The organism is Marisediminitalea lipolytica, from assembly GCF_001758465.1.
GTDB lineage: Bacteria > Pseudomonadota > Gammaproteobacteria > Enterobacterales > Alteromonadaceae > Alteromonas > Alteromonas lipolytica.
Genome location: NZ_MJIC01000016.1, coordinates 14,240 through 38,431, shown reverse-complemented (window position 1 = coordinate 38,431; position 24,192 = coordinate 14,240). Strand labels below are relative to the sequence as shown.

Here is a 24,192-nt window from a genome sequence, read left to right as displayed (position 1 = left end):
CTACTTGGTAGCCGTGCACAGCCTATAGCGTAGTTCAACTCACTATTTTTTATAGTGGCGTGAGCCAAGTGTGCTTTTTTTTTGTAAACTACGGGTATAGGAAAAAGACGTTATCTCTAATTATTTGAAGGATTTTTCATGCCGGCACAACCTAAAACGCTATCTTTGGCTCAACTTGCTGAGCAGGTTGGCGGTGATGTTCAGGGCGACGGAGCAGTGATGCTTTCAGGCGTTGGCACGCTAAGCAGTGCAACATCTAACCAAATTTCTTTTTTAACCAATGGTAAATACCGTGCGCAGTTGCAGTCGTCACAGGCGGGAGCAATAATTCTGCATCCCAAGGAAGCCGAAAGCTGCCCGTTACCTGCACTGGTTCACAACAATCCCCATGCGGCTTTTGCACGTATCGCGCAAATCTTTGACACGACGCCGGGCGTGGCTGTAGGGCAGCATAAAACCGCGGTGGTAGCTGATTCTGCCCAGTTAGGCAAAAACGTAGCGCTGGGTCCTTACTGTGTTATCGAAGACGATGTTGTGCTGGGGGATAATGTGGTGATTGGCGCACATTCCATCATCAGCCGGGGCACGCACGTTGGTGATGGCAGTGTAATACATCCTAACGTGACGGTTTATCACGATGCCCGCATCGGCAAACGGGTACGCATTCATAGTCAGACGGTTATCGGGGCGGACGGTTTCGGTTACGCCAATGATGCCGGTACCTGGTTGCCTATTCCGCAAACCGGTTCTGTGGTTATTGGCGATGACAGTCAGATTGGTGCGTCGAGCACTATCGACCGGGGCGCACTGGATGACACCATTATTGGCAAGAATGTCATTATTGATAACCAGGTGCAGATTGGCCATAACTGTATTATTGGTGACCACAGCTGCGTTTGCGGCGCAACTGGCATTGCCGGCAGTGCGACTATTGGTAAGTACGTAATTATTGCGGGCGGCTGCGGCATCGGCGGGCACCTGACCATTTGCGATAATGTGCAGCTGACCGGCTACACTATGGTGATCAGCGATATCAAGGAGCCAGGACTCTATTCTTCCGGCCAACCGGCGATGACCAACCGTGAATGGCGTAAAAACGCCGTGCGCAACCGTCAGTTGGAGCAACTGTTCGATCGGGTAAAGCAGTTGGAAAAGAAAGCCTAGCCTGACTCACGGATAGCCTGAGTTTTTTTGAGCCAGCTTAATGCTGGCTCTTTAGTTTCTGCCGCTTGGGTTTGTACCATCGGGAGACAACCCGGAGGCAACAGTGCACGCCAATGTAATCCTCGGTTGACAGTGGGTTTTGAGGAATACTGTTCGGATTTGTCATAATTCAGCCACAAAGCAGTATACATAGCACGTAAAATGACTAGAATATGCGTCTCTGATTTTACGCGACCCCAAAACGCAGTAAGGAGCCTTCATGTTACCGCGCCAAATGAACATTGCCGATTTTGATCCGGAATTAGCCGCAGCGATTGAAAAAGAAAATCAACGCCAGGAACACCACATTGAGCTAATCGCCTCTGAAAACTATTGCAGCCCTCGAGTAATGGAGGCCCAGGGGTCGCAGCTGACTAACAAGTACGCCGAAGGGTATCCGGGTAAGCGTTACTACGGCGGCTGTGAGTATGTCGATATTGTTGAAGACCTTGCTATCGAACGTGCCAAAGAGCTGTTTGGTGCCGAATTCGCCAACGTACAGCCACACTCTGGTTCGCAGGCTAACTCCGCTGTATTTATGGCGCTGTTAAATGCCGGTGACACTGTGTTAGGTATGAGCCTGTCTGAAGGTGGTCACTTAACTCACGGTGCCAGCGTAAACTTCTCTGGTAAAACCTACCATGCAGTGCAGTACGGTCTGAACGAAGAGACTGGCGAAATTGACTATGATCAGGTTGAAGCGCTGGCCGAAGAACATAAGCCGAAAATGATCATCGGTGGTTTCTCTGCCTATTCTGGTATTGTTGACTGGCAGCGTTTCCGCGCTATTGCCGACAAAGTGGGTGCGTATCTGATGGTGGATATGGCGCACGTAGCTGGTTTGATTGCTGCGGGTGTTTATCCTAACCCACTGCCACACGCTCACGTAGTTACTACCACCACGCACAAAACGCTGGCGGGTCCACGAGGCGGCCTTATCCTGTCTGCCTGTGGCGACGAAACCATCTATAAAAAGCTGAACAGCTCGGTATTCCCGGGTAATCAGGGCGGCCCGCTGTGTCATGTTATCGCGGCTAAAGCGGTTGCTTTTAAAGAAGCGCTACAACCGGATTTTAAAGCATACCAACAACAGGTTGTTGCGAATGCCAAAGCAATGGTTAGCGTTATGCAGGAGCGTGGTTATAAGATCGTCTCTAACGGTACTGACAACCATTTATTCCTGTTAGACCTGATTGATAAAGACATCACCGGTAAAGATGCTGATGCGGCGCTGGGCCGTGCTAACATCACGGTAAACAAAAACTCAGTACCAAAAGACCCTCGTTCACCGTTTGTAACCAGTGGTCTGCGTATTGGTACTCCGGCGATTACCCGTCGTGGATTTGGTGATGCTGAAGCCAAACAGGTTGCTAACTGGATCTGTGATGTGCTGGATAACATGGGCGACGAAAGCGTAGTAGAACGCGTTCAGAAAGAAGTGGTTGAGCTGTGCTCACGCTTCCCGGTTTACGCCTGAACCAAGGAATTCCGGCTCAGTAATACTGGCTGAGCCGGTCAGTTATCAGGAGCGTTTATGCATTGTCCCTTTTGTTCTGCCGAAGAAACCAAGGTTATTGATTCCAGGTTGGTCGCTGAAGGGCATCAGGTGCGCAGACGTCGCGAATGCGCCGAATGCCATGAACGCTTTACTACCTTTGAAAGCGCCGAACTGGTTATGCCCCGGGTGATTAAACGGGACGGCACGCGCGAGCCTTTCAACGAAGATAAACTGCGGGCAGGCTTACAGCGAGCCCTGGAAAAACGTCCGGTAAGTACCGAAAAAGTCGAGCAGTGTATTTTGCAACTGAAATCGACCCTGCGGGCAACCGGCGAACGTGAAGTCGAGAGCGAACTACTGGGTAACCTGATCATGGATGCCCTCAAAGAGCTGGATAAAGTGGCTTATGTTCGTTTCGCCTCGGTGTATCGTTCTTTTGAAGATATTAAAGAGTTTGGTGAAGAGATAGCCAGACTGGGGGATTAGTTCCCATGCAACACCGCAAAACATCGCCGGCAACGGATGAATTCTGGATGGCAAAAGCTATCCGGCTGGCAGCCAAAGGCTGTTACACCACTTCTCCCAATCCCCGAGTTGGCTGCGTCATTGTAAAAAACGACGAGTGTATTGGTCAGGGATATCATATTCAGGCCGGTACCCCCCATGCCGAAGTACATGCCCTGGTTGCCGCCGGTGACCACGCCCGTGACGCTACTGCCTATGTCACCCTTGAACCATGCAGTCATACTGGCCGCACGCCACCTTGTGCTGATGCTTTAATTAAAGCCGGTGTAAAGCGAGTGGTGGTGGGCATGACAGATCCTAACCCGCAGGTGAGCGGGCAGGGGATTGAGCGTATCAAGGCAGCCGGTATAGCGGTAACGCAAGATGTACTCACTGAACAGGCTAAAGCGCTTAATCCGGGCTTTATAAAGCGTATGGAGAGCGGACTTCCCTGGGTAAGAGTTAAACTGGGTATCAGTCTGGACGGTAAAATTGCGTTGCAAAATGGTGCCAGTAAATGGATTACCGGCCCGGCGGCACGCCGTGATGTGCAGCGCCTGCGAGCAAAGAGCTGCGCCATTATTACCGGCAGTGGTACCGTGATTGCTGATAATCCCAGTATGTTAGTCAGACCGGAACAGGCAGAGTTTAGTGATTACCCGGTATCGACTGTTCGTCAGCCATTAAGAGTGGTGATTGATTCCCAGGAAAAACTAACCCCCAACTGGCTGATGTTTAACGATGGCCAACCGGTGTTGTTAGTTAACCAGCACTTTCGTGCCGGGTTTAGCCAGGATACACAGCAATGCCATTTGCCGTTATCCGCCCAGGGCAAAATTGATTTATCGCTGCTACTGGCAGAGTTGGCCGGGCGCGGCATTAATGAGGTACTGGTAGAGTCTGGTGCGGGACTGGCCGGTGCGTTCTTGGCTAACGGTCTGGTCGATGAGCTTATTGTCTATCAGGCACCGGTTATTCTGGGCGATAAGGGCGTTTCCATGCTGAACTTACCAGTCTACGACGAAGTTAATCAGGCTCCGCACTTGAAATTAACCGATATCAGACATATAGCACAAGACATTCGCCTGACCTATCAGATAGTCAGCGACAAGTTATAGAGCAGGGCACGAGAAAAGACTATGTTCACTGGAATTATTGAAGCACTTGGCACCATCGAGTCGATGGCCAACCATGGCGATGCCATTCGTCTTAAGGTGGCGACAGGCAAGCTCGACATGTCTGACGTTGCGTTGGGCGACAGTATCGCAACGAATGGCGTTTGTTTAACTGTGGTCGATTACAGCCCTCATCATTACAGTGCGGATGTGTCAGCAGAAACGATTCGGTTGACCGGATTTGCCCAGTATAAGCCGGGCACCCGGGTCAATCTGGAAAAAGCCATGCAGGTAAATTCTCGTTTTGGCGGCCATATCGTGTCGGGTCACGTTGATGGCGTTGGTGTTGTGTCGCGCATTATTCAACACAGTGACTACGTTGAAATCTGGATTAAAGCGCCGGATGAGCTGGCTAAATACATTGCCCATAAAGGCAGTATTACCGTTGATGGTGTGAGCCTGACGGTGAATAAGGTCGATGGCAGTGAGTTTATGTTGTGGATCATTCCCCACACCTTACAGGAAACCGTGTTAGGGACTTACCAGACCGGCACAAAAGTAAATCTGGAAGTGGACGTTATAGCCCGCTATCTGGAACGACTGATGTTAGGCGATAAAGCTGCGCAGAAAAAAGCGGATATCAGTCTGGAATTTCTCGCCGAGAACGGCTTTTTAAGAAAATAACCCTACAAGAAATAAAATTTATGGCATTAAATACTACCGCTGAAATAATCGAAGATATCAAGCTCGGCAAGATGGTCATTCTGATGGATGACGAAGATCGCGAAAACGAAGGCGATATCATTATGGCTGCTGAGCATGTGACGCCTGAAGCCATTAACTTTATGGTTAAACATGCGCGAGGACTGGTTTGTCTGCCGATGACCGCAGAGCGCTGTCAGCGCCTGAACCTGCCATTGATGGTAGATCGCAATAACGCCCAGTTTTCGACTAATTTCACCGTGTCTATTGAAGCGGCTGAAGGTGTGACCACCGGTATCTCTGCTGCAGACCGCGCAACGACCATTCTTGCCGCCGTGGGTAAAGATGCCCAGGCCAGTGACATTGTTCAGCCCGGTCATATTTTCCCGCTGATTGCCAAAGCGGGTGGTGTGCTCAATCGTGCCGGACATACCGAAGCTGGCGTGGATCTGGCCAGATTAGCCGGGTGTGAACCCGCTGCGGTTATTGTCGAAATATTAAATGATGATGGCACCATGGCTCGTCGTCCGCAGCTTGAAGCGTTTGCGGCTGAGCATGATATTAAAATCGGTACCATTGCTGACCTTATTGAATACCGTAATCTTAACGAAACAACCATTCAGAAAGTCACCAGTTGCAAACTACCTACCCAGTTTGGTGAATTTGAACTGCTTACCTTTAAAGATGTTATTGATAATCAGCTACACTTTGCACTGAAGAAAGGCGAGATTAACCCTCAGGATCCTACGCTGGTGCGTGTTCATCTGCATAATACCCTGAGCGATCTGCTCGGTTCTACCCGCGGCATCTCGCGTTCCATGGCGCTACCAGATGCCATGCAGCAAATTGCCGAAGAAGGCGGTGTGCTGGTGTTACTGGGTAAAGAAGAAGATCTGGAGTCGCAGTTATTACGTTTTGCGGCCGAAGACAAAGGCGAGCAACCAGTGGGTAAAAACTGGCAGGGATCGTCGCGCACTGTAGGGGTGGGGAGTCAGATCCTGGCCGCCATGGGCGTACAAAAAATGCGTTTACTCAGTAAACCCATTAAATATCACGCGCTTTCCGGTTTTGGGCTGGAAGTTGTTGAGTATATTCACGACTAACGATTGGGTTTTGGCGCTGTTGTGGTATACTTCGCGCCGTTTTTCTTACGGGTTTCATATACGGGATTTGGGTAATGCAGGTAATCGAAGGTAATATTCGCGCGACGGGCAAAAAATTTGCCATTGTTGTTTCACGTTTTAATAGCTTTGTTGTTGAAAGTTTGCTGGAAGGCGCGCTGGACACACTGGAGCGTCATGGCGAAGTAAGCGATGATGACGTAACCCTGGTTCGCGTTCCTGGTGCCTATGAGTTACCCGTTGCCGCTAAGAAACTTGCTGAGTCTAAAAAGTTTGATGCCATTATTGCCCTAGGTGCGGTAATCCGTGGTGGTACGCCGCATTTCGATTTTGTTGCCGGTGAGTGCAATAAAGGTCTGGCCCAGGTATCTCTTGAGTACGGCATCCCGGTGTCTTTCGGTGTGATCACCACTGACTCTATCGAACAAGCCATTGAGCGTTCTGGCACTAAAGCTGGTAACAAAGGCTCAGAAGCCGCCTTAGGCGCGCTTGAAATGGTTAACGTAATGTCTGCTTTAGACGACCTGGCATAAGGGTACTGGTGTGAAAGTATCTCCTCGCCGTCGTGCCCGTGAACTAGCCTTACAGGGCGTGTATTCCTGGCAGATGACCCAAAATCAGGTAGACCAGGTTGAGCTGTCCCTGGCAACCAGCAACGACATGAAAAAAGTTGATACGGCTTATTTTCAGCTGTTGCTGCGTGGTGTGGTTCGCAATGCTTCCGGTCTTGATGCCACCATCAAGCCTTACCTCGGTCGTTTGCCTGAAGAGCTTGATCCTATCGAAAAAGCGATTTTACGTCTGGCAACCTTTGAACTAACCGAACAACTGGATGTCCCATACAAGGTCATTATTAATGAAGCGATAGAGCTGGCAAAATCCTTTGGCGCGGAAGATAGCCATAAGTTTGTCAACGGTGCGCTGGACAAAGCGGTGAAAACCCTGCGTCCCCATGAGCGCGGTTAGTCCGGGTATTCCTATCGTTAGTGCGAGCAGGATGCTCGACGTTTAATTTACTTAACTTTCCGGATTACTGTGAAAGAGTTTGACCTGATTAAACAGTATTTTGCCCAGCGGGGTCACGTAAGAAAAGACGTGATCCTGGGAATTGGTGACGATTGTGCGATTACTAAAGTACCGGACAATCAGCATCTTGCTGTTACAACTGACACCTTAATCAGTGGTGTTCATTTTCTCGCTGATGCTCCCGCCCGTTCAGTGGCTTACAAAGCTGTGGCCGTTAACCTCAGTGACCTGGCCGCCTGCGGTGCCGAACCCGCTTGGATCAGCTTATCCTTATCCTTACCGTCTTATGATGAAGCCTGGATAGACGAATTCGTCAACGGTTTGTACGAGCTCACCGAGTATTACTCTGTCCAGCTAATCGGCGGGGATACGGTGACCGGGCCTTTAGCCCTGACGATAACGGCGCAGGGATTTGTTCCGCCGGATACCGAACTGCGGCGCAGTAATGCCAAACCGGGCGACTGGATTTATGTTACGGGTAATCTCGGTGATGCCGGGGCGGGTCTGGATATCCTTAAAGGTAACATAGAGGCTTCTGCAGAACATCGTGATTACCTCATCAACCGTCACTATTACCCAACGCCAAGGGTGCTTGCCGGTACTTCCTTGCGTCGTACAGCAAATACCGGAATAGATGTTTCTGATGGCCTGGTAGCCGATTTAAGCCATATTTTGCGCGCTTCCGGCTGTGGTGCCACTGTTCATGTTGATCGATTGCCGGTGTCTTCCGCTCTGTTTGATACCGTTGGTGCACAGCAGGCTTATCGGTATGCCTTGTCCGCCGGTGACGATTATGAGCTGGTCTTTACCGTTAACGAAGAACAGCGCGGTAATCTGGAGACCTCGCTGGCCAACGCTAACGTAAAGGCAACCTGTATTGGTCAGGTGAATGGCTACACCGGGCAACTTGATCTTCGTTTGTACGACGCAAAGTATGAACTGGACAAAGACGCCGGTTACGAGCATCAGTTTTAATGGATAAAGTACTGCGTGGGCGGGTATCACTCAAAAATCCGGTGCATTTTTTAGCATTGGGCTTTGGTAGTGGCCTGATCCCGCTTATGCCTGGGACCTTTGGCTCGCTGGCAGCGTTGCCACTGCTAATACCTTTTCTGTGGCTTTCGCCTTATGCCCTTTTACTTACCGCTGTGCTGGCCAGTGTGCTCGGTATTTATCTGTGTGGTAAAACTGCAGATGATATGCAGGTACATGACCACGGCTCGATTGTGTGGGACGAGGTCGCCGGTATTCTGCTGACTTTCCTTTGGATTCCCCTTAGTCCGCTTACCGTTTTGCTGGGTTTTGTGCTGTTTCGTTTTTTCGATATTTTAAAGCCCTGGCCCATAAAGCCCATTGATAAGTATGTCGCAGGCGGGCTTGGCATTATGCTGGACGACATTGTTGCCGGCATCATGGCCTGTGTGAGTTTACACGCGATCTTGTTACTTACTGGTCTGTGAGTAGTTTCTTTTTTAACGCGGCAGCCGCCAGGCTATAGCCACCGTGTTCACCATCGATAAAATGAATATGCCGCGACTGATACGAATTAATCATACAGGTGATTAACGCCGCGCTGGCAACATGATGGCCAAACTTCAGATAACCAGCCTGTTCCTGCGCTGTCAGGTAGTCAACAATGGCCTGACGCTGGCTCTGAGAGCAGCTGATACACATTTTCAGACCGTCTTCGAATTTAATAAAGTCACAATTGGCGACAAAGTCCTGTTTGTAACTCCCCCAGTCGGTTTCTTCGGTTTTAATTTTGCGCTTCATTAACCAGCTGCCCACCAGGTTCATCAGCACAATATTGGCGTATTTTTTAACCCGGTCGACAAGCGCAGCTGAATCGCTGCGAATGGCTATTTCGGTGGCCAGCGCTTTGGGGGACCAGGCGAAGGAGAGTTGTTCTGCCTGCACGGGATGGCAGACGTCGGCACCGCCGGTAATCCGCTGAATTTCTTTCCACGCGCTGTCGTAATTGCTCTGGTCGTTTGCCTCGATGATGAGCGATAATGTTTCACCATGGCGACTGCCAACGCTGTCCCAGCGGCATTCAAATCCTGAAAAATCGGCGTCAGCTCTGCTTGGTTCTATGAGGTAGTCACCGATTAATATCGGATCTTTAAGCATCTTTTCGGCAAATTTAATACCGCCACCGGTAAAAAAAGCCTGGGTGAAGTGCTCTGATACTTTAAATTTACTCACCAGCACGGTTTGTTCGCCAAAACACAGTGTCGAAACCGGAATTACGGCAGCCCGCAAATTCAGACCCATCATATCGGCTTTAGCGATGGATGAGGAGAGGCACTGCTGTAACGCTGACTCATTGCCAGACGGCACGCAAATGGTGGCACCATCTCCACCAAAAACAAAGGGCAGGTCAAGTTCGTTAAAGCAGTTTCTAACGGCAACAATCATGGCTACCGCGGTGGCATTGATTTGCTTGTACTTACCCTGCAACATGGCCTGGGTCGAGCCACGAATATCTGAGATAACGACCAGCCAGTCTTGTGGTACGGCATAAAACCTATCGGGGTCGGCGATATGCGAAAAATCTTCCTCTACAGGTAAGTCAGCATAAAAAGAAGCAGAATTCATAGATATCAGGTTCGCGACAACGCCCGCTGGTTAAGAGGTACTCATTGAGTATACAAGTTGGCTGAGGGTTGTCTATTAAAGTAGCAGGCTTTATGCCTGCTACTTTAGATGGTGGGCTACCAGAATGGCATAGCACCGTCAGGCGGCGCTATCAATAAAATCAGGCCAGATAATCAGTAACGCGGCTCACGATGCCTGCGCTATCGAGGCCCAGTTCGGCGTACATCTCTTCCTGGGTACCCTGTAAGATAAATTCGTCGGGTAAGCCGAGGGTAAGCACATCCGTTTTTAACCGGTTTTGCATCACATATTCTACTACTGCGCTACCGGCTCCACCCATTACACAGCCATCTTCCAGGGTAACGAAGCACTCATGAGTGGCTTTGAGTTCTTCCAGAATTGCGGTATCCAGTGGTTTTACAAAACGCATGTCGACAAGGCTGGCATTGAGTTCTTCTGCTGCTGCTTCAGCAAACGGCAGCAGGGTACCGAAGTTTAGTATGGCAATCTTCTGACCCTGGCGCAGCGTGCGGCTTTTGCCTATTTCCAGCGCTGTCATGGTGACTTCAGGTGTGATCCCTTTGCCTGCACCACGCGGATAGCGAACCGCTGCCGGTGCATTAGCAATATGGCCGGTATAAAGCATCTGCCGACACTCGTTTTCATCGGCGGGTGTCATCACAATCATGTTAGGAATACAGCGCAGGAAGGCGATGTCAAATGCACCCTGGTGAGTTGGACCATCGGCTCCGACAATACCGGCACGGTCTATAGCAAACAGAACCGGTAAATTTTGCAGGGCGACATCATGAATTAGCTGATCGTAGGCGCGCTGTAAAAATGTTGAGTAAATTGCAACTACCGCATTCAGGCCTTCTTTAGCTATCCCGGCGCCCAGTGTCACAGCGTGTTGCTCTGCAATGGCGACGTCAAAATATTGCTCCGGGAATTGCTGGGAAAATGCCACCATGCCTGAACCCTCCCGCATGGCCGGGGTAATCGCCATTAACTTAGGATCCTGTTTGGCCATGTCGCATAACCAGTTGCCAAAAATGGCAGAAAATGTTGGCTTAGAGGCTTTTGCCTTTGGTAGTGCTTGCTCGGCAGGATTAAATTTAGGTACCGCATGAAATTTAATCGGGTCTTTTTCGGCTTCCGGGTACCCTTTGCCTTTACGCGTTACTACGTGCAGTAATTGCGGGCCTTTAAACTTACGCATGTTGCGCAGAGTATCCACTACGCCGTTGATATCGTGCCCATCAATCGGGCCGATGTAGTTAAAGCCCAGTTCCTCGAAGATGGTTCCGGGCACCACCATGCCTTTAATATGTTCTTCGGCGCGGCTGGCGAATTCTTTGATGGGGGGGACGTTGCTCAAGAGCTTCTTACCGCCATCACGGATGCTGTTAAACAGGTTACCGGTTAGTAAGCGCGCCAGGTGACTGTTTAAAGCCCCCACATTTTCAGAAATAGACATTTCGTTGTCATTAAGGACAACAACCAAATCCTTGCTGATATCGCCTGCATGGTTCATTGCTTCAAATGCCATACCGGCAGTCATAGCGCCATCGCCAATCACCGCCACTACTTTTCGGCCAGACTGTTCTTTTTCTGCGGCTATTGCCATGCCCAGTGCAGCACTGATTGACGTTGATGAGTGACCCACAGCGAAAGTGTCAAACTCACTTTCCGGTGGCCATGGAAAAGGATGTAAACCATCCTTTTTACGGATCGTGGACATTTGCTCGGCGCGGCCAGTCAGGATTTTATGCGGGTAAGCCTGATGACCCACATCCCAGATCAGGCGGTCGAAGGGCGTATTATAAATGTAGTGTAACGCGACAGTGAGTTCTACGGTTCCCAGGCCTGATGCAAAATGGCCGCTGCTTTGACTTACGCAGGTCAGCAGGTACTGGCGAAGTTCATCAGCCAGTGTGCGCAGTTTTTCCTGCGGAAGCTTGCGCAGTTGTTCAGGAGACCGGGCCAGGGCAAGAGTCGGATAGTGCGCTAAATCTAGAGTCATTATTTATTATTCTGATACGTTGGGTTGGTCTGTCTTCGTATTAATGACTACGACTGACCATCAAATCGGTAAAGGCTACTAAGTAGTCGGTATTGTAGGGCAAACCGGCCAAGGCTTGAAGCGCCTCTTGATGTAATTTTGCTAACTCCTGACGGGCGCCTTCCAGTCCGAGTAGTGAAGGGAAGGTATTTTTACCCTGAGCTTCATCAGAACCCATGGGTTTACCCAGGGTTTCAGTAGTTGCGGTGACATCAAGAATGTCATCCTGGACCTGAAATGCAAGGCCAATCAGGCTGGCAAACCGACATAGTGCCTGCTGGTGTTGCCGGGGTAATTGCTCAGTGACCTGACACACCATTTCCACACAAGCCGTGAGTAGCGCACCGGTTTTTAACTGGTGCAGTTGCTTAAGCTGGTCCAGCGTTATGGCTTTGCCGGTTGCTGCTAAATCAATCGCCTGTCCGCCGCACATGCCCTGATAGCCCGCAGCCCGGGCGAGGGTAGCGACCAGTTTTGCCCGTTGCTGATTGGCATAGTTGCTCATAGGGTGTTCGGCCAGAATGGTAAATGCCTGAGTTTGCAGTGCATCACCCGCCAGGATGGCAGTTGCCTCGTTAAACGCAATATGACAAGTGGGGTTGCCCCGGCGTAAATCATCATCGTCCATTGCCGGTAAGTCATCATGAACCAGTGAGTAGGCATGAATACACTCAATGGCCATACTAATGGCGCGTTGATCGTTATCCGGAATATCCAGCATATTGCCGGTCAGATGCACCAACAACGGACGCATTCGCTTGCCGCCGTTGGTCAGGGCATAAAGCATGGCCTGTTTTAACTGTGGCGCAGCATCATCTAACTGGGTTATGGTGTCTTGCAGACTGGCATCAATGCGCTCTTTGATGAGCTGATGCAATGAAGCAAGTTGCATGTTAGTCCTCGTTATCTGCAGCAAAATCCTGCAACTGACTGTCACCGTTTTGCTCGGTCAGGATGCGGACCTTTTGTTCAGCCTCAACCAGGGCTTTTTGACTCAGGCGGGATAACTCGATACCGCGCTCAAACTTTTGCAGTGCTTCGTGCAGGGGTAAATCTCCCTGTTCCATTTCATTAACAATGGCTTCCAGTTCACTGATGGTTTGTTCAAACGACGGATTGGCTGGAGTGGCTTTATCGCTCACGGAACCCTCTTTTGGTCTCATTTTGCGTAAAAGGGGCACATTAACCGAGGGCTGGGCAAGGGTCAAATGGTTTAGGCGCAGTGGCGGGGGTTTTGGTTCGGATAACTGTAAATACTGAATATTTTGCGTTTAACCAGGCTGAAAACTATCTCAATATCGGTGTAGAAAAAAAAATAGCTGCCGATAGAATGACAAGCAAGCATAAAATAAATTGCGCTTTGATAATTACTTTGCTTTGAGTAAGAAGGCATTGTGATAAATTCACAGCTATATTTAACACCATTAATTCAGTTTCGCCCTGAATAAGTGATGAAGTGAGGGATACAAGTGGATTTAGCAACCCTGGTTGGTATGTTAGGCGGCATTGGCTTTATTGTAATGGCCATGATCCTCGGTGGGGATCTCAGCATGTTCGTCGACGTACCTTCGGTACTTATCGTATTTTGCGGTAGCCTTTTTGTTGTAATGTCACAGTTTACGCTGGGTCAGTTCTTCGGGGCCGGTAAGATTGCCGGTAAGGCGTTCATGTTTAAAATTGATACGCCGGAAGATCTTATCGAGAAAGTGGTTGAAATGGCTGATGCAGCTCGTAAAGGTGGATTTTTGGCGTTAGAAGAAGCCGAAATCGTGAATCCTTTTATGCAAAAAGGCGTTGATATGCTGGTGGATGGCCACGACATTGATGTGGTGCGGGCAACCCTGGCGAAAGACATTTCAATGACTACCGAACGCCACGAGTTCGGCGTGACTATTTTTAAAGGTCTCGGTGACGTTGCGCCCGCCATGGGGATGATCGGTACGCTCATCGGGCTGGTTGCCATGTTATCAAACATGGATGACCCGAAAGCCATCGGACCTGCCATGGCGGTAGCCTTGTTGACCACACTCTACGGGGCATTTTTGGCTAACGTTATTTGTTTGCCCATTGCTGCTAAACTCAGCAACCGTCTTAACGAAGAGAAGCTCAATCAGTCACTGATACTGGACGGCATAGTTGGGATCGCCGACGGTCAGAACCCTCGTGTTATCGAAGGGATCCTGAAAAATTATCTGGCCGCCAGTAAGCGTGGCGCAGCAGAAGAAGAGTAGCCGTCATGTCGCAGGAAGAAGAATGCCCCAAATGCCCCCCCGAAGGTCTCCCCGCGTGGATGGGGACTTTTGCGGACCTGATGTCGCTGTTGATGTGCTTCTTTGTACTGCTGCTGGCGTTTTCCGAGATGGATGTACTCAAGTTTAAGCAAATTGCCGGTTCCATGAAGTTTGCTTTTGGTGTGCAAAATAAAATCGAAGTAAAAGACATTCCTAAGGGAACCAGTGTGATTGCCATGGAGTTCCGTCCTGGTCGACCGGATCCCACGCCCATTGATACTATCCAACAGCAAACTATCGATATGACTCAGCAGATGCTGGAGTTTCAGGCTGGTGATGAGGACTCTGCCGGTGGCCGCCAGAAACAGCGGGGCACCCAGCGGGGGGGGCAGTCTCAACAAACGGCTGCTGACCAGTCAGCCGCGAGTCAGGCCGCGGCCAATCAGGAACAGGTGGCTGAAATGATGAAAAAAGTCGCTCAGCAGCTGCAAAAGCAAATTCTTGACGGGTCTATCGAAATGGAATCCCTGGGTCAGCAAATCACCATTCGAATCAGAGAGAACGGTTCGTTTTCGGCTGGCTCGGCATTTTTACAGCCACAATTTCGCCCGGTTATTCGTAAAATTGGTGAGATTCTGGCGGATATGCCGGGCCAAATCGAAGTGTCCGGACACAGTGACAAGCAGCAAATTTCCAATGAACTCTACAGCTCTAACTGGGATTTATCTGCTCAGCGCGCAGTGGCCGTTGCAGAAGCATTAAGACTGGCCCCGGGGTTTGATGAAGCCAGAATGTCAGTGGTAGGTAAAGCCAGCAACGATCCGCTTTTTGAAGATCCTCAAACACCAGAAGAGCTGGCCAGTAACCGCCGGGTCGAAATTAACATCAACCAGGGCGAGCCCATTCGCTCAAAGCCGATTTCGGTGTTAAATCAGGATCAGTAGTTTAAGCTTACTTACCCGCTTAGCGGGTAAGTGGATCCACATAACGCGGCTTGCTGAGTACCAGCTGCACGGTACTAATGGTGCGCTCCAGAAAACCACCTTCACAGTATTTTAAGTAGTATTCCCACATACGGGCAAAGCGTTCATCATAGCCGTGTGCGGCCAGCTTATCTTTTGCCGCGGTAAAGGCATCAAACCAGTCACGCAGGGTTGTTGCATAATCCAGTCCGATATCCTGCAGATCGCGAATAGATAAATCACTGGCCTGCTTAATATGTTGATTAAGCACCAGCTGCGAGGGCAGGAAACCGCCGGGGAAGATATGTTTTTGAATAAAATCGACACCTTTGTGGTAACTATCGTAGCGACGGTCATCAATGGTAATTGATTGCAGTAGCATCAGCCCCTCAGGTGTCAGCAGGCTCGCGCATTTTTTAAAGAATTCGTTAAGATAAGGTTTACCTACGGCTTCTATCATTTCGATAGACACCAGCTTGGTGTAGGTACCTTCCAGTAAGCGGTAATCCTTTTTGAGCAGCGTAATTTTATCCTGTAACCCTTCGCGGTTTACCCAGTCAACGGCATAGGCATACTGTTCTTCTGAAATGGTAGTGGTGGTGACGCGACAGCCAAAATGTTTGGCCGCATGCACTGCCAGGCCGCCCCAGCCGGTACCAATTTCAATTAAGTGGTCATCGGGCGTCAGGCGGAGTTTACTGCAAATCGTATGCAGTTTATGAAACTGCGCATCGGCCAGCGACGCGTTGGTATCCGGATAAATCGCCGATGAATACATCATGCTCTCATCCAAAAAATGGGTGTAAAGCGTGTTGCCCAAATCATAGTGGGCCGCGATATTCTTTTTCGCCTGATCGTGGGTATTGCGACGCATCAGATGCTGAATCTTGTCAAAGGGGAAGCTGAGCCATTTAAAACGCGACTCCCAGCGATCCAGAGTGGGAAGATTACGGGCAAACAAGCGGATAACGTTAGTCAGCTCCGGGCTGGTCCATAATCCGGCGGTGTAGGTCTCACCTGAAGCTACGCTGCCGCCAATTAACAGCTTTTTGTAAACCTGTGGCGAATGCATGTCCACTTCGGCGTGCAAATCGCTGGTGGGATTGCCGCATTGGGCGACCAGTCTGCCGTTTTCTTTGATAACCAGATACCCTTCGGGTAACGACTGCATCAGACTGATAAAAATCTGTCTGGAGTAACGTTCAATAAAAGAAAACGTAAGGGGCGCTACTAGCGCTGTTTCACTGTTTGCCATGATCTATTCCTGACTATTAATCGGATGTGAATATACCGGTGTGCGTTTTATCCATAACTTAACTGCCTGCCAGTAAATTCCGATGACCGTTCTGAGTGTCATATTCGGGATTGATTTAATTACGTTTCTAATCGTATTTGAGTTTAATGGATTTAACTTTAAATGCATCAACGCAGTAAAATGCTTGTTTTGCTTATAACAACTCAGGCCCACGCTAAAGGCATCAGAAGGTGCCTGAATGTGCCATTTGTACACCATGTCAATCGGATTGAACGGGGATACATGGAACGCCTTAGGCGTATCTTCCTGGCGGGATAGATCAACCAGATAATAGTGTCTTTCGTTCCAGGGAGTATTACTGACCTCGGCCAGCATATAAGTGAAAATGCCAGTTTGCCGGTTACGCAAAAAATAAAAATTGACGGGGCTGAAGTAGAGCCCGAAATGCCGGGCCTGACCAAGTAAAAACACCTCGCCGCTAAGGGACTGCCCGCTGGCAAGCTCGTTCATTTTTTTAAGCACGGCCTGCTTAAGGGGAATGTCGTTTGCGCCCAGGTAATCGCTGCGGCGAAATTCAAAAGCTGCCCGGCCGGTATTGGAAAACCCCTTTACCGTGCGCGCCAGCAGATTCACTTCATCCAGATTTAGCCACATCATGGCAATGCCGTACTCAAACTCGTGCTGAGTAGGCCGAAAGCGCTGATGGGTAACTTTCCCTGTACAGATGGCGCTGTCCATTACAAGCGTGCTCCGAATCGTTCGCAGACATCCAGCGCAGAACGCACCCCGTCTTCGTGAAATCCGTTATACCAGTAAGCCCCGCAAAAATGCAGGCTGTCTTTACCGCAGATTTCGGCTCGCTGTTGCTGCGCTCTGACCATATCTTCACTGAACTGAGGGTGAGCATAGGAATAAGTGCCAAGGATCTTTTGCCCATCGATATCCGGCGTGTTCAGACTGACACAAAAAGTCTCTGGAGCCTGTAGTCGTTGCAGGATATTCATGTCGTAGGTAACCGCGGTTGGGCGCTCCTGTTCATGAGGATCGCCTGTCAGTCGATAATTCCAGCTCGCCCAGGCCGCTTTGCGCCGAGGCAATTGGCGGGTGTCATAATGAAGTACCACGTCATTCTCTGCATATCCAATCTTACCCAGTATACGTTGGTGCTCTTCGGTTGGATGCGCCAGCATGGCTAGCGCCTGATCGCTATGACAGGCAAAGATCACTTCATCAAAGTAATCCGTTTGTCCTACCGCTGTGGTAACCGCAATACCGCCGCCGGTATGTTCTACCCGGCTAATCGGAGAGCTGAGTCTGACTCGGTCGGCAAAGGGTTTTACCAGCGGTGCGATGTATTCGCGGGAGCCGCCTTTGATGGTATACCACTGCGGCCTATCGCTAACATTCAGTAAGCCATGATTATTAAAAAATTGCAGAAAGAACGTCAGCGGAAACGCCTTGGTTTGTTCCAGGCTGGCAGACCAGATGGCCGCGCACATCGGATAAATATAGTGTTCGCTGAAATCGTCGCTGAAACCATGTTGGGCAATAAAAGAAGACAAGGTCTGACCGCTGGTGTCCTGCTCCTGTTCAAGCGTTTCCTTGCACAGGTTATTAAAGCGAACAATGTCGCGCACAATTTGCCAGAAACGGGGGCGCAACAGGTTGCGTCGCTGGGCAAACAGGGTATTGAGGTTATGACCATTATACTCAATATTTGACCCCTCGTGACGCACAGAGAAACTCATTTCGGTAGGCTGGTAATCTACGCCTAACTGGTTTATCAGTTTGATAAAATTAGGATACGTCCAGTCGTTAAATACGATAAAGCCAGTGTCGATAGCGTAGGGCTGGCCATGTACGGTGACATCCTTGGTGGCTGTGTGGCCGCCAATATAGTCATTGGCTTCATAAACGGTGATATTGTGCTTTTCGTGGAGTAAATGCGCACAGGTTAAACCTGATATCCCGGTGCCAATTATGGCAATGTCTTTTTTCATAGGGCTCAGTCCGCCATCATGGTTATTGTAGTTTTGCTGAAAGCCATACCTGAAGACGTCCAGGTAAGCGGAAAAGGGTTCGTAAAATCAGGCCAAAAGCGGTTGGGAAATAAACAGCAGAGCGCTTTTGCTCAATGCCGGTTAACAGCGCTTGCGCCGCTTCCCTGGCGGTAATTTTCATAGGCATATCAAAGTCATTTTTGTCAGTTAACGGGGTTTCTACAAATCCGGGAGAAACCGATTGAACCACTATACCCCTTTGTTTTAAGTCGATCTTCATACTTTGGGTAAAATAGTGGACCGCCGCTTTGCTGGCGCCATAGGCCTGACTACGGGTAAAAGGAAACAATCTGGCCATTGAATCGATGATGACCAGCTGTGTGCCAGCTTTAGATTTAGGTAGCAAAGCGTTAACGCAATTGATGATGCCGAAAAAATTGACTTCAAACACTCGTCTGAACATCGCGGGTTCAAATTCGGGCAGGTCAACATATTCGCAGGTACCGGCGTTGAGTACCGCAATATCAAAATTAACCTCGTTGAGGGCATCCAGGGTAGCTTGTTCGTCGGTAACGTCAAATTGAACTGGTTCTACGCCGAAGTCTTTAGCTAACTGCCCCAGTTTTTGCTGGTTCCTGCCGCAAGCCAGCACTTTATATCCGCTTTGTGCTGCGTGTATCGCCAGGGCTTCTCCTATGCCCGAGGTTGCGCCAGTAATAAGAATGGTTTTCATGAGTTCAGTTTCTTTTTAACAAAGTGAATGACTTGCTTAAGCAGTGGAATATGTTCGTAAACCATTTCGCCTAAATCATAATAGTCGCGATGATAAATAATTTTATCGTCGGTGAGTTTAAGCACTGACACCCCATCTACTGTTATCAGGCGGGACTGATTCTTAAGCGTCAGTCGCATCGTCCACTCCACTAAATAATCGTAATTAGCGTCTGCAGGCGTCCGGCAATCCTGCATCAGGTGAATATCAAATTCGCAGGCCTCAGTACTGGTTAATAGTCGCGCGAAATAAGCTTTAACCGCAGCAAGCCCCTGATGAGTAGTGATGGGATCTACAAAAATAATGTCATCGTGATAGATTGACGCCAACTCTTCAGTGTCAGTATTAAGTAAATCCTTGTAGATTAAGTTAAAGCGTTGCTCAAAGTTCACCTGTGGGTATTTCCATGCATTTTATAAGCTTATCCTCATATACCTTCGGTGCTGGTGGTTAGATCATCCGCCCGGACTTTTTTCTACATTGTTGTTTTGCGCAGCCATTAATAGATCCAAATGGTTTTAGCCGGCGTATGTGTTTTTGGTTTTAGTATACAATTTTGTAAAGAACGAGCTTATGTCTGACCATTCACTGCCTTTGTTTCCTTTGTCTGCCCACTTGTTGCCTGGTGGGCACATGGCATTGAGGATTTTTGAACCCCGTTATGTGCGAATGGTTAAGGAAGCGTGTGGGGGCAGTGGTCGGTTTGTGCTGTGCATGCTTAATTCCCGGGGCGATCAACAGAAAAACGAGCATATCTTCCCTATTGGTACATTATGCAGAATTGTAGATTTTGACTTGCTTGAAGATGGGTTACTGGGCATTAAAGTCGAGGGCGAATACTGTGTGCGGGTGTCAGAGGTAACGACAGAACCTGATGGTTTACGGGTAGGAGTTTGCGATCCGATTGAAGACTGGAATGCCGAAGTTGAAGAGGGTGATATCGAGCCGCTACGCGACAAACTGCAGATTATTTACGATAAATATCCGGAAATTGCCAGGCTCTATCCTGAACTTAAATTCTCCGAACCACTGTGGGTGATCTACCGCTGGTTAGAGCTATTGCCCGTGGATGCCGCGAATAAACAGGCTTTCCTTAACGAACATAATTGTAAAAAGGTGTTAGACTACATAAATGAGCTGGTGAGATAATAAAATTGATCCAGATCACATTTTGTCGCGTATGGATTAATATCATACGGACAAAATCGGACAAAATTTATGCTTGTTGGAATTCCTTTGGAACACGAGAACAGTGCAATAGAACCTAAAGAATGTGCAGTTGAAATGTCTGACTACCTGGTTAAGGTAGCCGAGGACAGGTGTAAGGTGTCCTTCGCGCGGGTGTTTGGCTTTTTCGCTCCACGACTTCGCTCTTATGCCCTTAAGCAACTGGGTAATGAGGCGCTTGCCATGGAACTGGTTCAGGACACCATGTCTAACGTGTGGCAAAAGGCGCATCTGTTTAACTCAGAAAAAGGCTCCCCTTCCACGTGGATTTTTACCATAGCCAGGAATATTCGTTTCGATATGCTCCGTAAGGTGCAGAACCGCAAGGAAGATATTTGTGCGGACGACCTGTGGCCAGTGCTTTGCGAACAAACGCCGGATGCCAACGAGCAAGCCTTAGACGAGCAAGTGACGCTGGAACAAATTGGTCATTTGTTTGAAGACTTACCTGAAAAGCAAAAAATTGTTCTGGAAGCTATCTACATTGAAGGTAAGTCGCAACAAGAAATTGCTGATGAGCTGGAAATTCCTCTGGGAACGGTTAAGTCCAGAACCCGTCTCGCGCTTCAGCGTCTTAAAGGTATGATAAGCGATTATGATTAAGTTCCATCCAACCCCTGAACTTATTGAGCAGTTTGTGACGGGAATCCTGGCGCCGGCAGAGTCATTAATGGTGTCAGCCCACTGTGATATGTGCAAGTATTGCCGGGACCTGGTTGATACGAAAACTGCAGAGTTTGCTTTTGACCATCTTGAGCTAGAGTCGGCTGCGGCCAGTTACGACCCGCAGTTTGACATGATGCTGGCTAATATTACTCAGCAACCGGCTGCCGAACCACGCGATCGAGCCCGGGTAAATACGTTAGAGCAAGAGGCTTTATCAACCACCATTGAGCTTGACGGTAAAACGTTTGAATTGCCAAAGTCGCTACACCGGTTAGTCCAGAAAAAAGGCAATTGGTCGTCTTTGGTGGGTAAGCTGTGGCAAGCACCGGTTGATCTTGGATACGATGGCGTCGCGAACTTTATTTACATGGAAAAAGGCGGCACCGTACCAGAACATACCCACCGTGGTTCTGAGCTGACACTGGTGATCAATGGTGAATTCTCTGATGGAATGAACCAGTACGACTCTGGTGATTTTATTTACATGAATGGTGATCACACTCACGCGCCCAAGTCCGATGCGCCTGAGGGATGTCTGGTTTTTAGTATCGTAGACCAGCCGCTGCATTTCACATCAGGTATTGCGCGGTTGCTCAACCCATTCAGTCATTTGTTTTTCAGATAAAAACAGGCCCATGAGGCCTGTTTTTTTGTCTCCCATTTTTGCTTTTTGATGAAACTCTCCGCTACATTTCCTAATCGTTAATGAAAGTTTACGTTAGCCTTGCCAACGCTGGTGGTGCAACTCAGGTTTCGTTGGTATTCTGGTCAAAACGGACTTGAAAAATACGAATCACCGATGATTGCGCAGTTGTTACTGCAGGTAAGCATATATTGCCTGTTTCCATTGTTACTGACCTTCGAAAAGAACCCGCAGACCAGAAGAGTGTCTTTGTACATTTACGTGAGTCTGGTGCTCATTATGGGCGGTTTTCTTGGCGCGGTTTATTCGGTTGTGTTGTTCGACGCAATCAGTTTGTCGGGGGGAACCATCGCCTACGGCGGTTTCATGATGGCCTGCATTATGATGGCGTTTATCGAAAACGATCCGTTCATTTTGCAAAATATCGTCAGGCTGGTTCTGATGGTCTCGGTATTTAAAGTCTTACTTTTTACCAGTGTCGCCGGCCTGTTGAACGCGCCGCAAATTCTGAATCCTCTTAATGTGCCGGTTGGCTTATTTGAACTGTCTTTGCCATTGATTGTGCTTGGTGCGGTACTGATTATCGTTGAGCTGTATCTGCTGGTGTTTGTGTTCGATAAACTCAAGCGCCTGTTGGTTAATCATGCCATTTTTAGTCTGGCCTATAGTCTGGGCTTTGTGGCGGTTATTTTGATGGATGGCGTGTTGTTTCCTTTAATTGCGATGGGTGTGTCGAGCGATGTTTTTGCCCTGATCATTGGTAACTTAAGTGGTAAAGCATTGATAGCAGTGACCTTTGGTTCGTTCCTGTTTCTGTTTATGCTGGTCAATAAACAAAGAATGGAAAAAGCACTCAATGATCCGCTGCTCAACTGGCGTTTGTTGCTATCCAGTAGTAGTCATATTGTACAGAAACTGGAGCAAAACGAAGCTCAGCTGTTGCAGGCGCGGACCGTAGTTCAACACAGTCGGGAAGGCATTGCTGTACTCGATACCGATTTTAAGATCATCTCTGCAAACCCTGCACTGGAGCGGCTGCTGGAATCCGCGCCTACGCAAGAGTTGACAGAGCAGAATCTGTTGACGTTAATTTCTGTGCCGCAAACGCTCACAGCGATTAAGGAGCAACTTAACAACTACCCGTCGTGGTCGAATGAAGTGACCTGGGTAATTAGCGGTAAAGTGCACGTAGGCTTACTCACGCTGGTAACCGTGCCGGATCGCCACGATAAAGCCCTTAATTATACGGCGTCACTGACCGATATTTCGGAGCTGGTGGATGTACGGGAAGAGCTGCGCTATATGGCGCATCACGATGTGCTCACCGGATTGCCTAACCGCCGCGCTTTACAGGCTTTACTGGCAGATAACGCTGAAGCACCAGACGTCGCTTTGTTACTGATAGATTTAGATAACTTTAAGCAGGTCAATGATAGTTTTGGCCATGTTAAAGGCGACAGGTTATTGGTGCAGGTCAGCCGCAGGCTGTCTATGGTGTTACCTGATAACGCCCGTTTGTTCCGCATCGGTGGTGATGAATTTTCGGTGTATTGCAAGGGCATAAACAGTGCTACCGAGGCGCTGCAACTGGCTAATGCGTTACGCTTACAGGCCAGTTATCCTTGTGATATCGAACCTACAATGCCGGTTTATGTGGATTGTTGTATTGGTATCAGTTTGTTTCCTGGATTCGCGAGCACGCCGGATGAGCTATACCAGCAGGCAGATACGGCCCTGTACTGGGCAAAAGGGATCGGTAAGGGAACCGTTAAGGTTTATCAGGAAATGATGACTACGTCCCGGCGTTCGTCGCTGACTCTGGAGAGCCTGCTACGGGAAGCTATCGACAGTCGTAAGCTGGAAGTGTATCTGCAACCCAAAATTCATCTTGGTAGCGGAGCAGTGCATGGCGCTGAAGTACTGGCGCGTTGGACTACCGACGATAATGAGCGCATCGCGCCGGATGTATTTATTCCACTGGCAGAAGAAGCCGGTTTAATGAGGCGTCTGACAGACTGTATTATGGTAAAAGCCTGTGATGCATTAAACCAGATCGCGCCGTATGTGCCGGACTCTTTCAGACTGGCGGTTAATATATCAGCCAGTGAACTGGCCAATGAGCATTTGTTAGCCTCGCTGCGGCGAGTGCTGGAAGAATTTGATTTAACGCCATCCCGATTTGAAATTGAGCTGACTGAAACCGCATTGATTGATGTTGAACTAAAAATTCTGGTCGACCTCAAAAAGGCAGGTTTTACCCTCGCTTTGGATGACTTCGGTACCGGGTATTCGTCGCTGTCTTACCTGAATCGTTTACCCATTGATACCCTCAAGATTGATAAAAGCTTTGTAGCAAATATTCCCCTGGAGCAGTCGAGTACTAATTTAACCCGCAGTATTATCAGGATTGCCAGGGATATGGGGTGTTCAGTGGTGGCTGAAGGCGTAGAAAATTCCGAGCAACACCTGTTTTTAGAAAGCGAGAATTGTCAGTTGGCACAGGGGTATCTTTATAGCAAGCCGTTACCTCTGAGCGAATTTATCGAATTTATTAGCAGCTAGGCGACTTACAAAGCGCTTAAGAGAACTACCGCCGAAAACAATAAA

The 24,192-nt window shown here is 49.0% G+C and carries 25 protein-coding genes; 16 read left to right on the top strand and 9 right to left on the bottom strand.

Going from position 1 to position 24,192, the window contains the following annotated elements:
- The first annotated feature begins 138 nt into the window (after nucleotides 1-138).
- The 10 genes from lpxD to BFC17_RS18560 all read left to right on the top strand — a co-directional run bounded on the left by lpxD (nucleotide 139) and on the right by BFC17_RS18560 (nucleotide 8,629).
- Nucleotides 139-1,164, top strand: coding sequence for a UDP-3-O-(3-hydroxymyristoyl)glucosamine N-acyltransferase (gene lpxD, locus BFC17_RS18605; RefSeq protein ID WP_070178032.1), 1,026 nt, complete (start codon nucleotides 139-141; stop codon nucleotides 1,162-1,164).
- A 259-nt stretch (nucleotides 1,165-1,423) separates the two neighbouring features.
- Complete coding sequence (gene glyA / locus BFC17_RS18600; protein ID WP_070178031.1) at nucleotides 1,424-2,680, top strand: serine hydroxymethyltransferase; 1,257 nt, start codon at nucleotides 1,424-1,426, stop codon at nucleotides 2,678-2,680.
- Nucleotides 2,681-2,737: 57 nt separating this feature from the next.
- The gene (gene nrdR / locus BFC17_RS18595; RefSeq protein WP_070178030.1) at nucleotides 2,738-3,187 is read left to right on the top strand and encodes a transcriptional regulator NrdR; all 450 of its coding nucleotides are present in this window, start codon (nucleotides 2,738-2,740) and stop codon (nucleotides 3,185-3,187) included.
- Between the two features lie 5 nt (nucleotides 3,188-3,192).
- Nucleotides 3,193-4,323: a bifunctional diaminohydroxyphosphoribosylaminopyrimidine deaminase/5-amino-6-(5-phosphoribosylamino)uracil reductase RibD gene (ribD, locus tag BFC17_RS18590; protein WP_070178029.1), complete on the top strand. Its 1,131-nt coding sequence runs from the start codon at nucleotides 3,193-3,195 to the stop codon at nucleotides 4,321-4,323.
- 21 nt (nucleotides 4,324-4,344) lie between these two features.
- The gene (locus BFC17_RS18585) at nucleotides 4,345-5,004 is read left to right on the top strand and encodes a riboflavin synthase (protein ID WP_070178028.1); all 660 of its coding nucleotides are present in this window, start codon (nucleotides 4,345-4,347) and stop codon (nucleotides 5,002-5,004) included.
- 20 nt (nucleotides 5,005-5,024) lie between these two features.
- Nucleotides 5,025-6,125, top strand: coding sequence for a bifunctional 3,4-dihydroxy-2-butanone-4-phosphate synthase/GTP cyclohydrolase II (gene ribBA / locus BFC17_RS18580; RefSeq protein WP_070178027.1), 1,101 nt, complete (start codon nucleotides 5,025-5,027; stop codon nucleotides 6,123-6,125).
- Between the two features lie 74 nt (nucleotides 6,126-6,199).
- Nucleotides 6,200-6,676, top strand: coding sequence for a 6,7-dimethyl-8-ribityllumazine synthase (ribH, locus tag BFC17_RS18575; RefSeq protein WP_070178026.1), 477 nt, complete (start codon nucleotides 6,200-6,202; stop codon nucleotides 6,674-6,676).
- Between the two features lie 10 nt (nucleotides 6,677-6,686).
- Nucleotides 6,687-7,109 carry a transcription antitermination factor NusB gene (gene nusB, locus BFC17_RS18570; RefSeq protein WP_070178025.1) on the top strand — a complete coding sequence of 141 codons (423 nt, stop codon included), beginning with the start codon at nucleotides 6,687-6,689 and terminating at the stop codon, nucleotides 7,107-7,109.
- A 69-nt stretch (nucleotides 7,110-7,178) separates the two neighbouring features.
- On the top strand, nucleotides 7,179-8,144 hold the full coding sequence (thiL, locus tag BFC17_RS18565; RefSeq protein ID WP_070178024.1) for a thiamine-phosphate kinase: 966 nt from the start codon (nucleotides 7,179-7,181) through the stop codon (nucleotides 8,142-8,144).
- Nucleotides 8,144-8,629 carry a phosphatidylglycerophosphatase A family protein gene (locus BFC17_RS18560; RefSeq protein ID WP_070178023.1) on the top strand — a complete coding sequence of 162 codons (486 nt, stop codon included), beginning with the start codon at nucleotides 8,144-8,146 and terminating at the stop codon, nucleotides 8,627-8,629. Before thiL ends, BFC17_RS18560 begins: the two co-directional genes overlap by 1 nt.
- On the opposite strand, the gene BFC17_RS18555 is transcribed toward BFC17_RS18560, so the two are convergent.
- From BFC17_RS18555 to xseB, 4 genes are all read right to left on the bottom strand, one after another.
- The gene (locus BFC17_RS18555; RefSeq protein WP_070178022.1) at nucleotides 8,616-9,767 is read right to left on the bottom strand and encodes a DUF3095 family protein; all 1,152 of its coding nucleotides are present in this window, start codon (nucleotides 9,765-9,767) and stop codon (nucleotides 8,616-8,618) included. The two genes, BFC17_RS18560 and BFC17_RS18555, sit on opposite strands and share 14 nt — an antisense overlap.
- 160 nt (nucleotides 9,768-9,927) lie before the next feature.
- Nucleotides 9,928-11,790 carry a 1-deoxy-D-xylulose-5-phosphate synthase gene (gene dxs / locus BFC17_RS18550; RefSeq protein WP_070178021.1) on the bottom strand — a complete coding sequence of 621 codons (1,863 nt, stop codon included), beginning with the start codon at nucleotides 11,788-11,790 and terminating at the stop codon, nucleotides 9,928-9,930.
- Nucleotides 11,791-11,830: 40 nt separating this feature from the next.
- Nucleotides 11,831-12,721 carry a farnesyl diphosphate synthase gene (locus tag BFC17_RS18545; protein ID WP_070178020.1) on the bottom strand — a complete coding sequence of 297 codons (891 nt, stop codon included), beginning with the start codon at nucleotides 12,719-12,721 and terminating at the stop codon, nucleotides 11,831-11,833.
- Between the two features lies 1 nt (nucleotide 12,722).
- Nucleotides 12,723-12,971: an exodeoxyribonuclease VII small subunit gene (xseB, locus tag BFC17_RS18540; protein WP_373287200.1), complete on the bottom strand. Its 249-nt coding sequence runs from the start codon at nucleotides 12,969-12,971 to the stop codon at nucleotides 12,723-12,725.
- Between the two features lie 327 nt (nucleotides 12,972-13,298).
- Here xseB and pomA point away from each other — a divergent pair, with 327 nt between their 5' ends.
- Nucleotides 13,299-14,060 (top strand): flagellar motor protein PomA, encoded by a 762-nt coding sequence (pomA, locus tag BFC17_RS18530; protein ID WP_070178017.1) that lies wholly within the window; start codon nucleotides 13,299-13,301, stop codon nucleotides 14,058-14,060.
- Nucleotides 14,061-14,065: 5 nt separating this feature from the next.
- Nucleotides 14,066-15,004 (top strand): flagellar motor protein MotB, encoded by a 939-nt coding sequence (locus tag BFC17_RS18525; protein ID WP_070178016.1) that lies wholly within the window; start codon nucleotides 14,066-14,068, stop codon nucleotides 15,002-15,004.
- A 19-nt stretch (nucleotides 15,005-15,023) separates the two neighbouring features.
- Here the strand turns inward: BFC17_RS18525 and BFC17_RS18520 are convergent, their stop codons facing one another.
- Genes BFC17_RS18520 through BFC17_RS18500 form a run of 5 tightly spaced genes read right to left on the bottom strand, consistent with a single transcriptional unit; the run spans nucleotide 15,024 to nucleotide 19,441 of the window.
- The gene (locus BFC17_RS18520) at nucleotides 15,024-16,277 is read right to left on the bottom strand and encodes an SAM-dependent methyltransferase (protein ID WP_070178015.1); all 1,254 of its coding nucleotides are present in this window, start codon (nucleotides 16,275-16,277) and stop codon (nucleotides 15,024-15,026) included.
- Between the two features lie 3 nt (nucleotides 16,278-16,280).
- Entirely contained in the window at nucleotides 16,281-17,015 is a 735-nt protein-coding gene (locus tag BFC17_RS18515; protein WP_070178014.1) for a DUF1365 domain-containing protein, read from the bottom strand.
- Nucleotides 17,015-18,277, bottom strand: a complete 1,263-nt coding sequence (locus BFC17_RS18510) for an NAD(P)/FAD-dependent oxidoreductase (RefSeq protein WP_070178013.1) — start codon at nucleotides 18,275-18,277, stop codon at nucleotides 17,015-17,017. Before BFC17_RS18510 ends, BFC17_RS18515 begins: the two co-directional genes overlap by 1 nt.
- Nucleotides 18,278-18,299: 22 nt before the next feature.
- Nucleotides 18,300-19,010 carry an SDR family NAD(P)-dependent oxidoreductase gene (locus BFC17_RS18505; protein WP_070178012.1) on the bottom strand — a complete coding sequence of 237 codons (711 nt, stop codon included), beginning with the start codon at nucleotides 19,008-19,010 and terminating at the stop codon, nucleotides 18,300-18,302.
- Entirely contained in the window at nucleotides 19,007-19,441 is a 435-nt protein-coding gene (locus BFC17_RS18500) for a nuclear transport factor 2 family protein (protein ID WP_070178011.1), read from the bottom strand. The genes BFC17_RS18505 and BFC17_RS18500 overlap by 4 nt, the downstream gene beginning before the upstream one ends.
- 181 nt (nucleotides 19,442-19,622) lie before the next feature.
- Here BFC17_RS18500 and BFC17_RS18495 point away from each other — a divergent pair, with 181 nt between their 5' ends.
- From BFC17_RS18495 to BFC17_RS18480, 4 genes are all read left to right on the top strand, one after another.
- Complete coding sequence (locus BFC17_RS18495; protein WP_083271872.1) at nucleotides 19,623-20,198, top strand: LON peptidase substrate-binding domain-containing protein; 576 nt, start codon at nucleotides 19,623-19,625, stop codon at nucleotides 20,196-20,198.
- A gap of 69 nt (nucleotides 20,199-20,267) precedes the next feature.
- Complete coding sequence (locus BFC17_RS18490) at nucleotides 20,268-20,879, top strand: sigma-70 family RNA polymerase sigma factor (protein WP_070178009.1); 612 nt, start codon at nucleotides 20,268-20,270, stop codon at nucleotides 20,877-20,879.
- A complete protein-coding gene (locus BFC17_RS18485) occupies nucleotides 20,872-21,567 on the top strand; it encodes a ChrR family anti-sigma-E factor (protein WP_070178008.1) in 696 nt (231 codons plus the stop codon). Before BFC17_RS18490 ends, BFC17_RS18485 begins: the two co-directional genes overlap by 8 nt.
- 261 nt (nucleotides 21,568-21,828) lie before the next feature.
- Nucleotides 21,829-24,147, top strand: a complete 2,319-nt coding sequence (locus tag BFC17_RS18480; protein WP_175439602.1) for a putative bifunctional diguanylate cyclase/phosphodiesterase — start codon at nucleotides 21,829-21,831, stop codon at nucleotides 24,145-24,147.
- The last annotated feature ends 45 nt before the right edge of the window (nucleotides 24,148-24,192 follow it).

Coding starts and splice junctions, on each gene's coding strand:
- lpxD (WP_070178032.1), top strand. CDS start 139: ATGCCGGCACAACCTAAAACGCTATCTTTGGCTCAACTTGCTGAGCAG.
- glyA (WP_070178031.1), top strand. CDS start 1,424: ATGTTACCGCGCCAAATGAACATTGCCGATTTTGATCCGGAATTAGCC.
- nrdR (WP_070178030.1), top strand. CDS start 2,738: ATGCATTGTCCCTTTTGTTCTGCCGAAGAAACCAAGGTTATTGATTCC.
- ribD (WP_070178029.1), top strand. CDS start 3,193: ATGCAACACCGCAAAACATCGCCGGCAACGGATGAATTCTGGATGGCA.
- BFC17_RS18585 (WP_070178028.1), top strand. CDS start 4,345: ATGTTCACTGGAATTATTGAAGCACTTGGCACCATCGAGTCGATGGCC.
- ribBA (WP_070178027.1), top strand. CDS start 5,025: ATGGCATTAAATACTACCGCTGAAATAATCGAAGATATCAAGCTCGGC.
- ribH (WP_070178026.1), top strand. CDS start 6,200: ATGCAGGTAATCGAAGGTAATATTCGCGCGACGGGCAAAAAATTTGCC.
- BFC17_RS18560 (WP_070178023.1), top strand. CDS start 8,144: ATGGATAAAGTACTGCGTGGGCGGGTATCACTCAAAAATCCGGTGCAT.
- BFC17_RS18555 (WP_070178022.1), bottom strand. CDS start 9,767: ATGAATTCTGCTTCTTTTTATGCTGACTTACCTGTAGAGGAAGATTTT.
- dxs (WP_070178021.1), bottom strand. CDS start 11,790: ATGACTCTAGATTTAGCGCACTATCCGACTCTTGCCCTGGCCCGGTCT.
- BFC17_RS18545 (WP_070178020.1), bottom strand. CDS start 12,721: ATGCAACTTGCTTCATTGCATCAGCTCATCAAAGAGCGCATTGATGCC.
- BFC17_RS18525 (WP_070178016.1), top strand. CDS start 14,066: ATGTCGCAGGAAGAAGAATGCCCCAAATGCCCCCCCGAAGGTCTCCCC.
- BFC17_RS18520 (WP_070178015.1), bottom strand. CDS start 16,277: ATGGCAAACAGTGAAACAGCGCTAGTAGCGCCCCTTACGTTTTCTTTT.
- BFC17_RS18515 (WP_070178014.1), bottom strand. CDS start 17,015: ATGGACAGCGCCATCTGTACAGGGAAAGTTACCCATCAGCGCTTTCGG.
- BFC17_RS18510 (WP_070178013.1), bottom strand. CDS start 18,277: ATGAAAAAAGACATTGCCATAATTGGCACCGGGATATCAGGTTTAACC.
- BFC17_RS18505 (WP_070178012.1), bottom strand. CDS start 19,010: ATGAAAACCATTCTTATTACTGGCGCAACCTCGGGCATAGGAGAAGCC.
- BFC17_RS18495 (WP_083271872.1), top strand. CDS start 19,623: ATGTCTGACCATTCACTGCCTTTGTTTCCTTTGTCTGCCCACTTGTTG.
- BFC17_RS18490 (WP_070178009.1), top strand. CDS start 20,268: ATGCTTGTTGGAATTCCTTTGGAACACGAGAACAGTGCAATAGAACCT.
- BFC17_RS18485 (WP_070178008.1), top strand. CDS start 20,872: ATGATTAAGTTCCATCCAACCCCTGAACTTATTGAGCAGTTTGTGACG.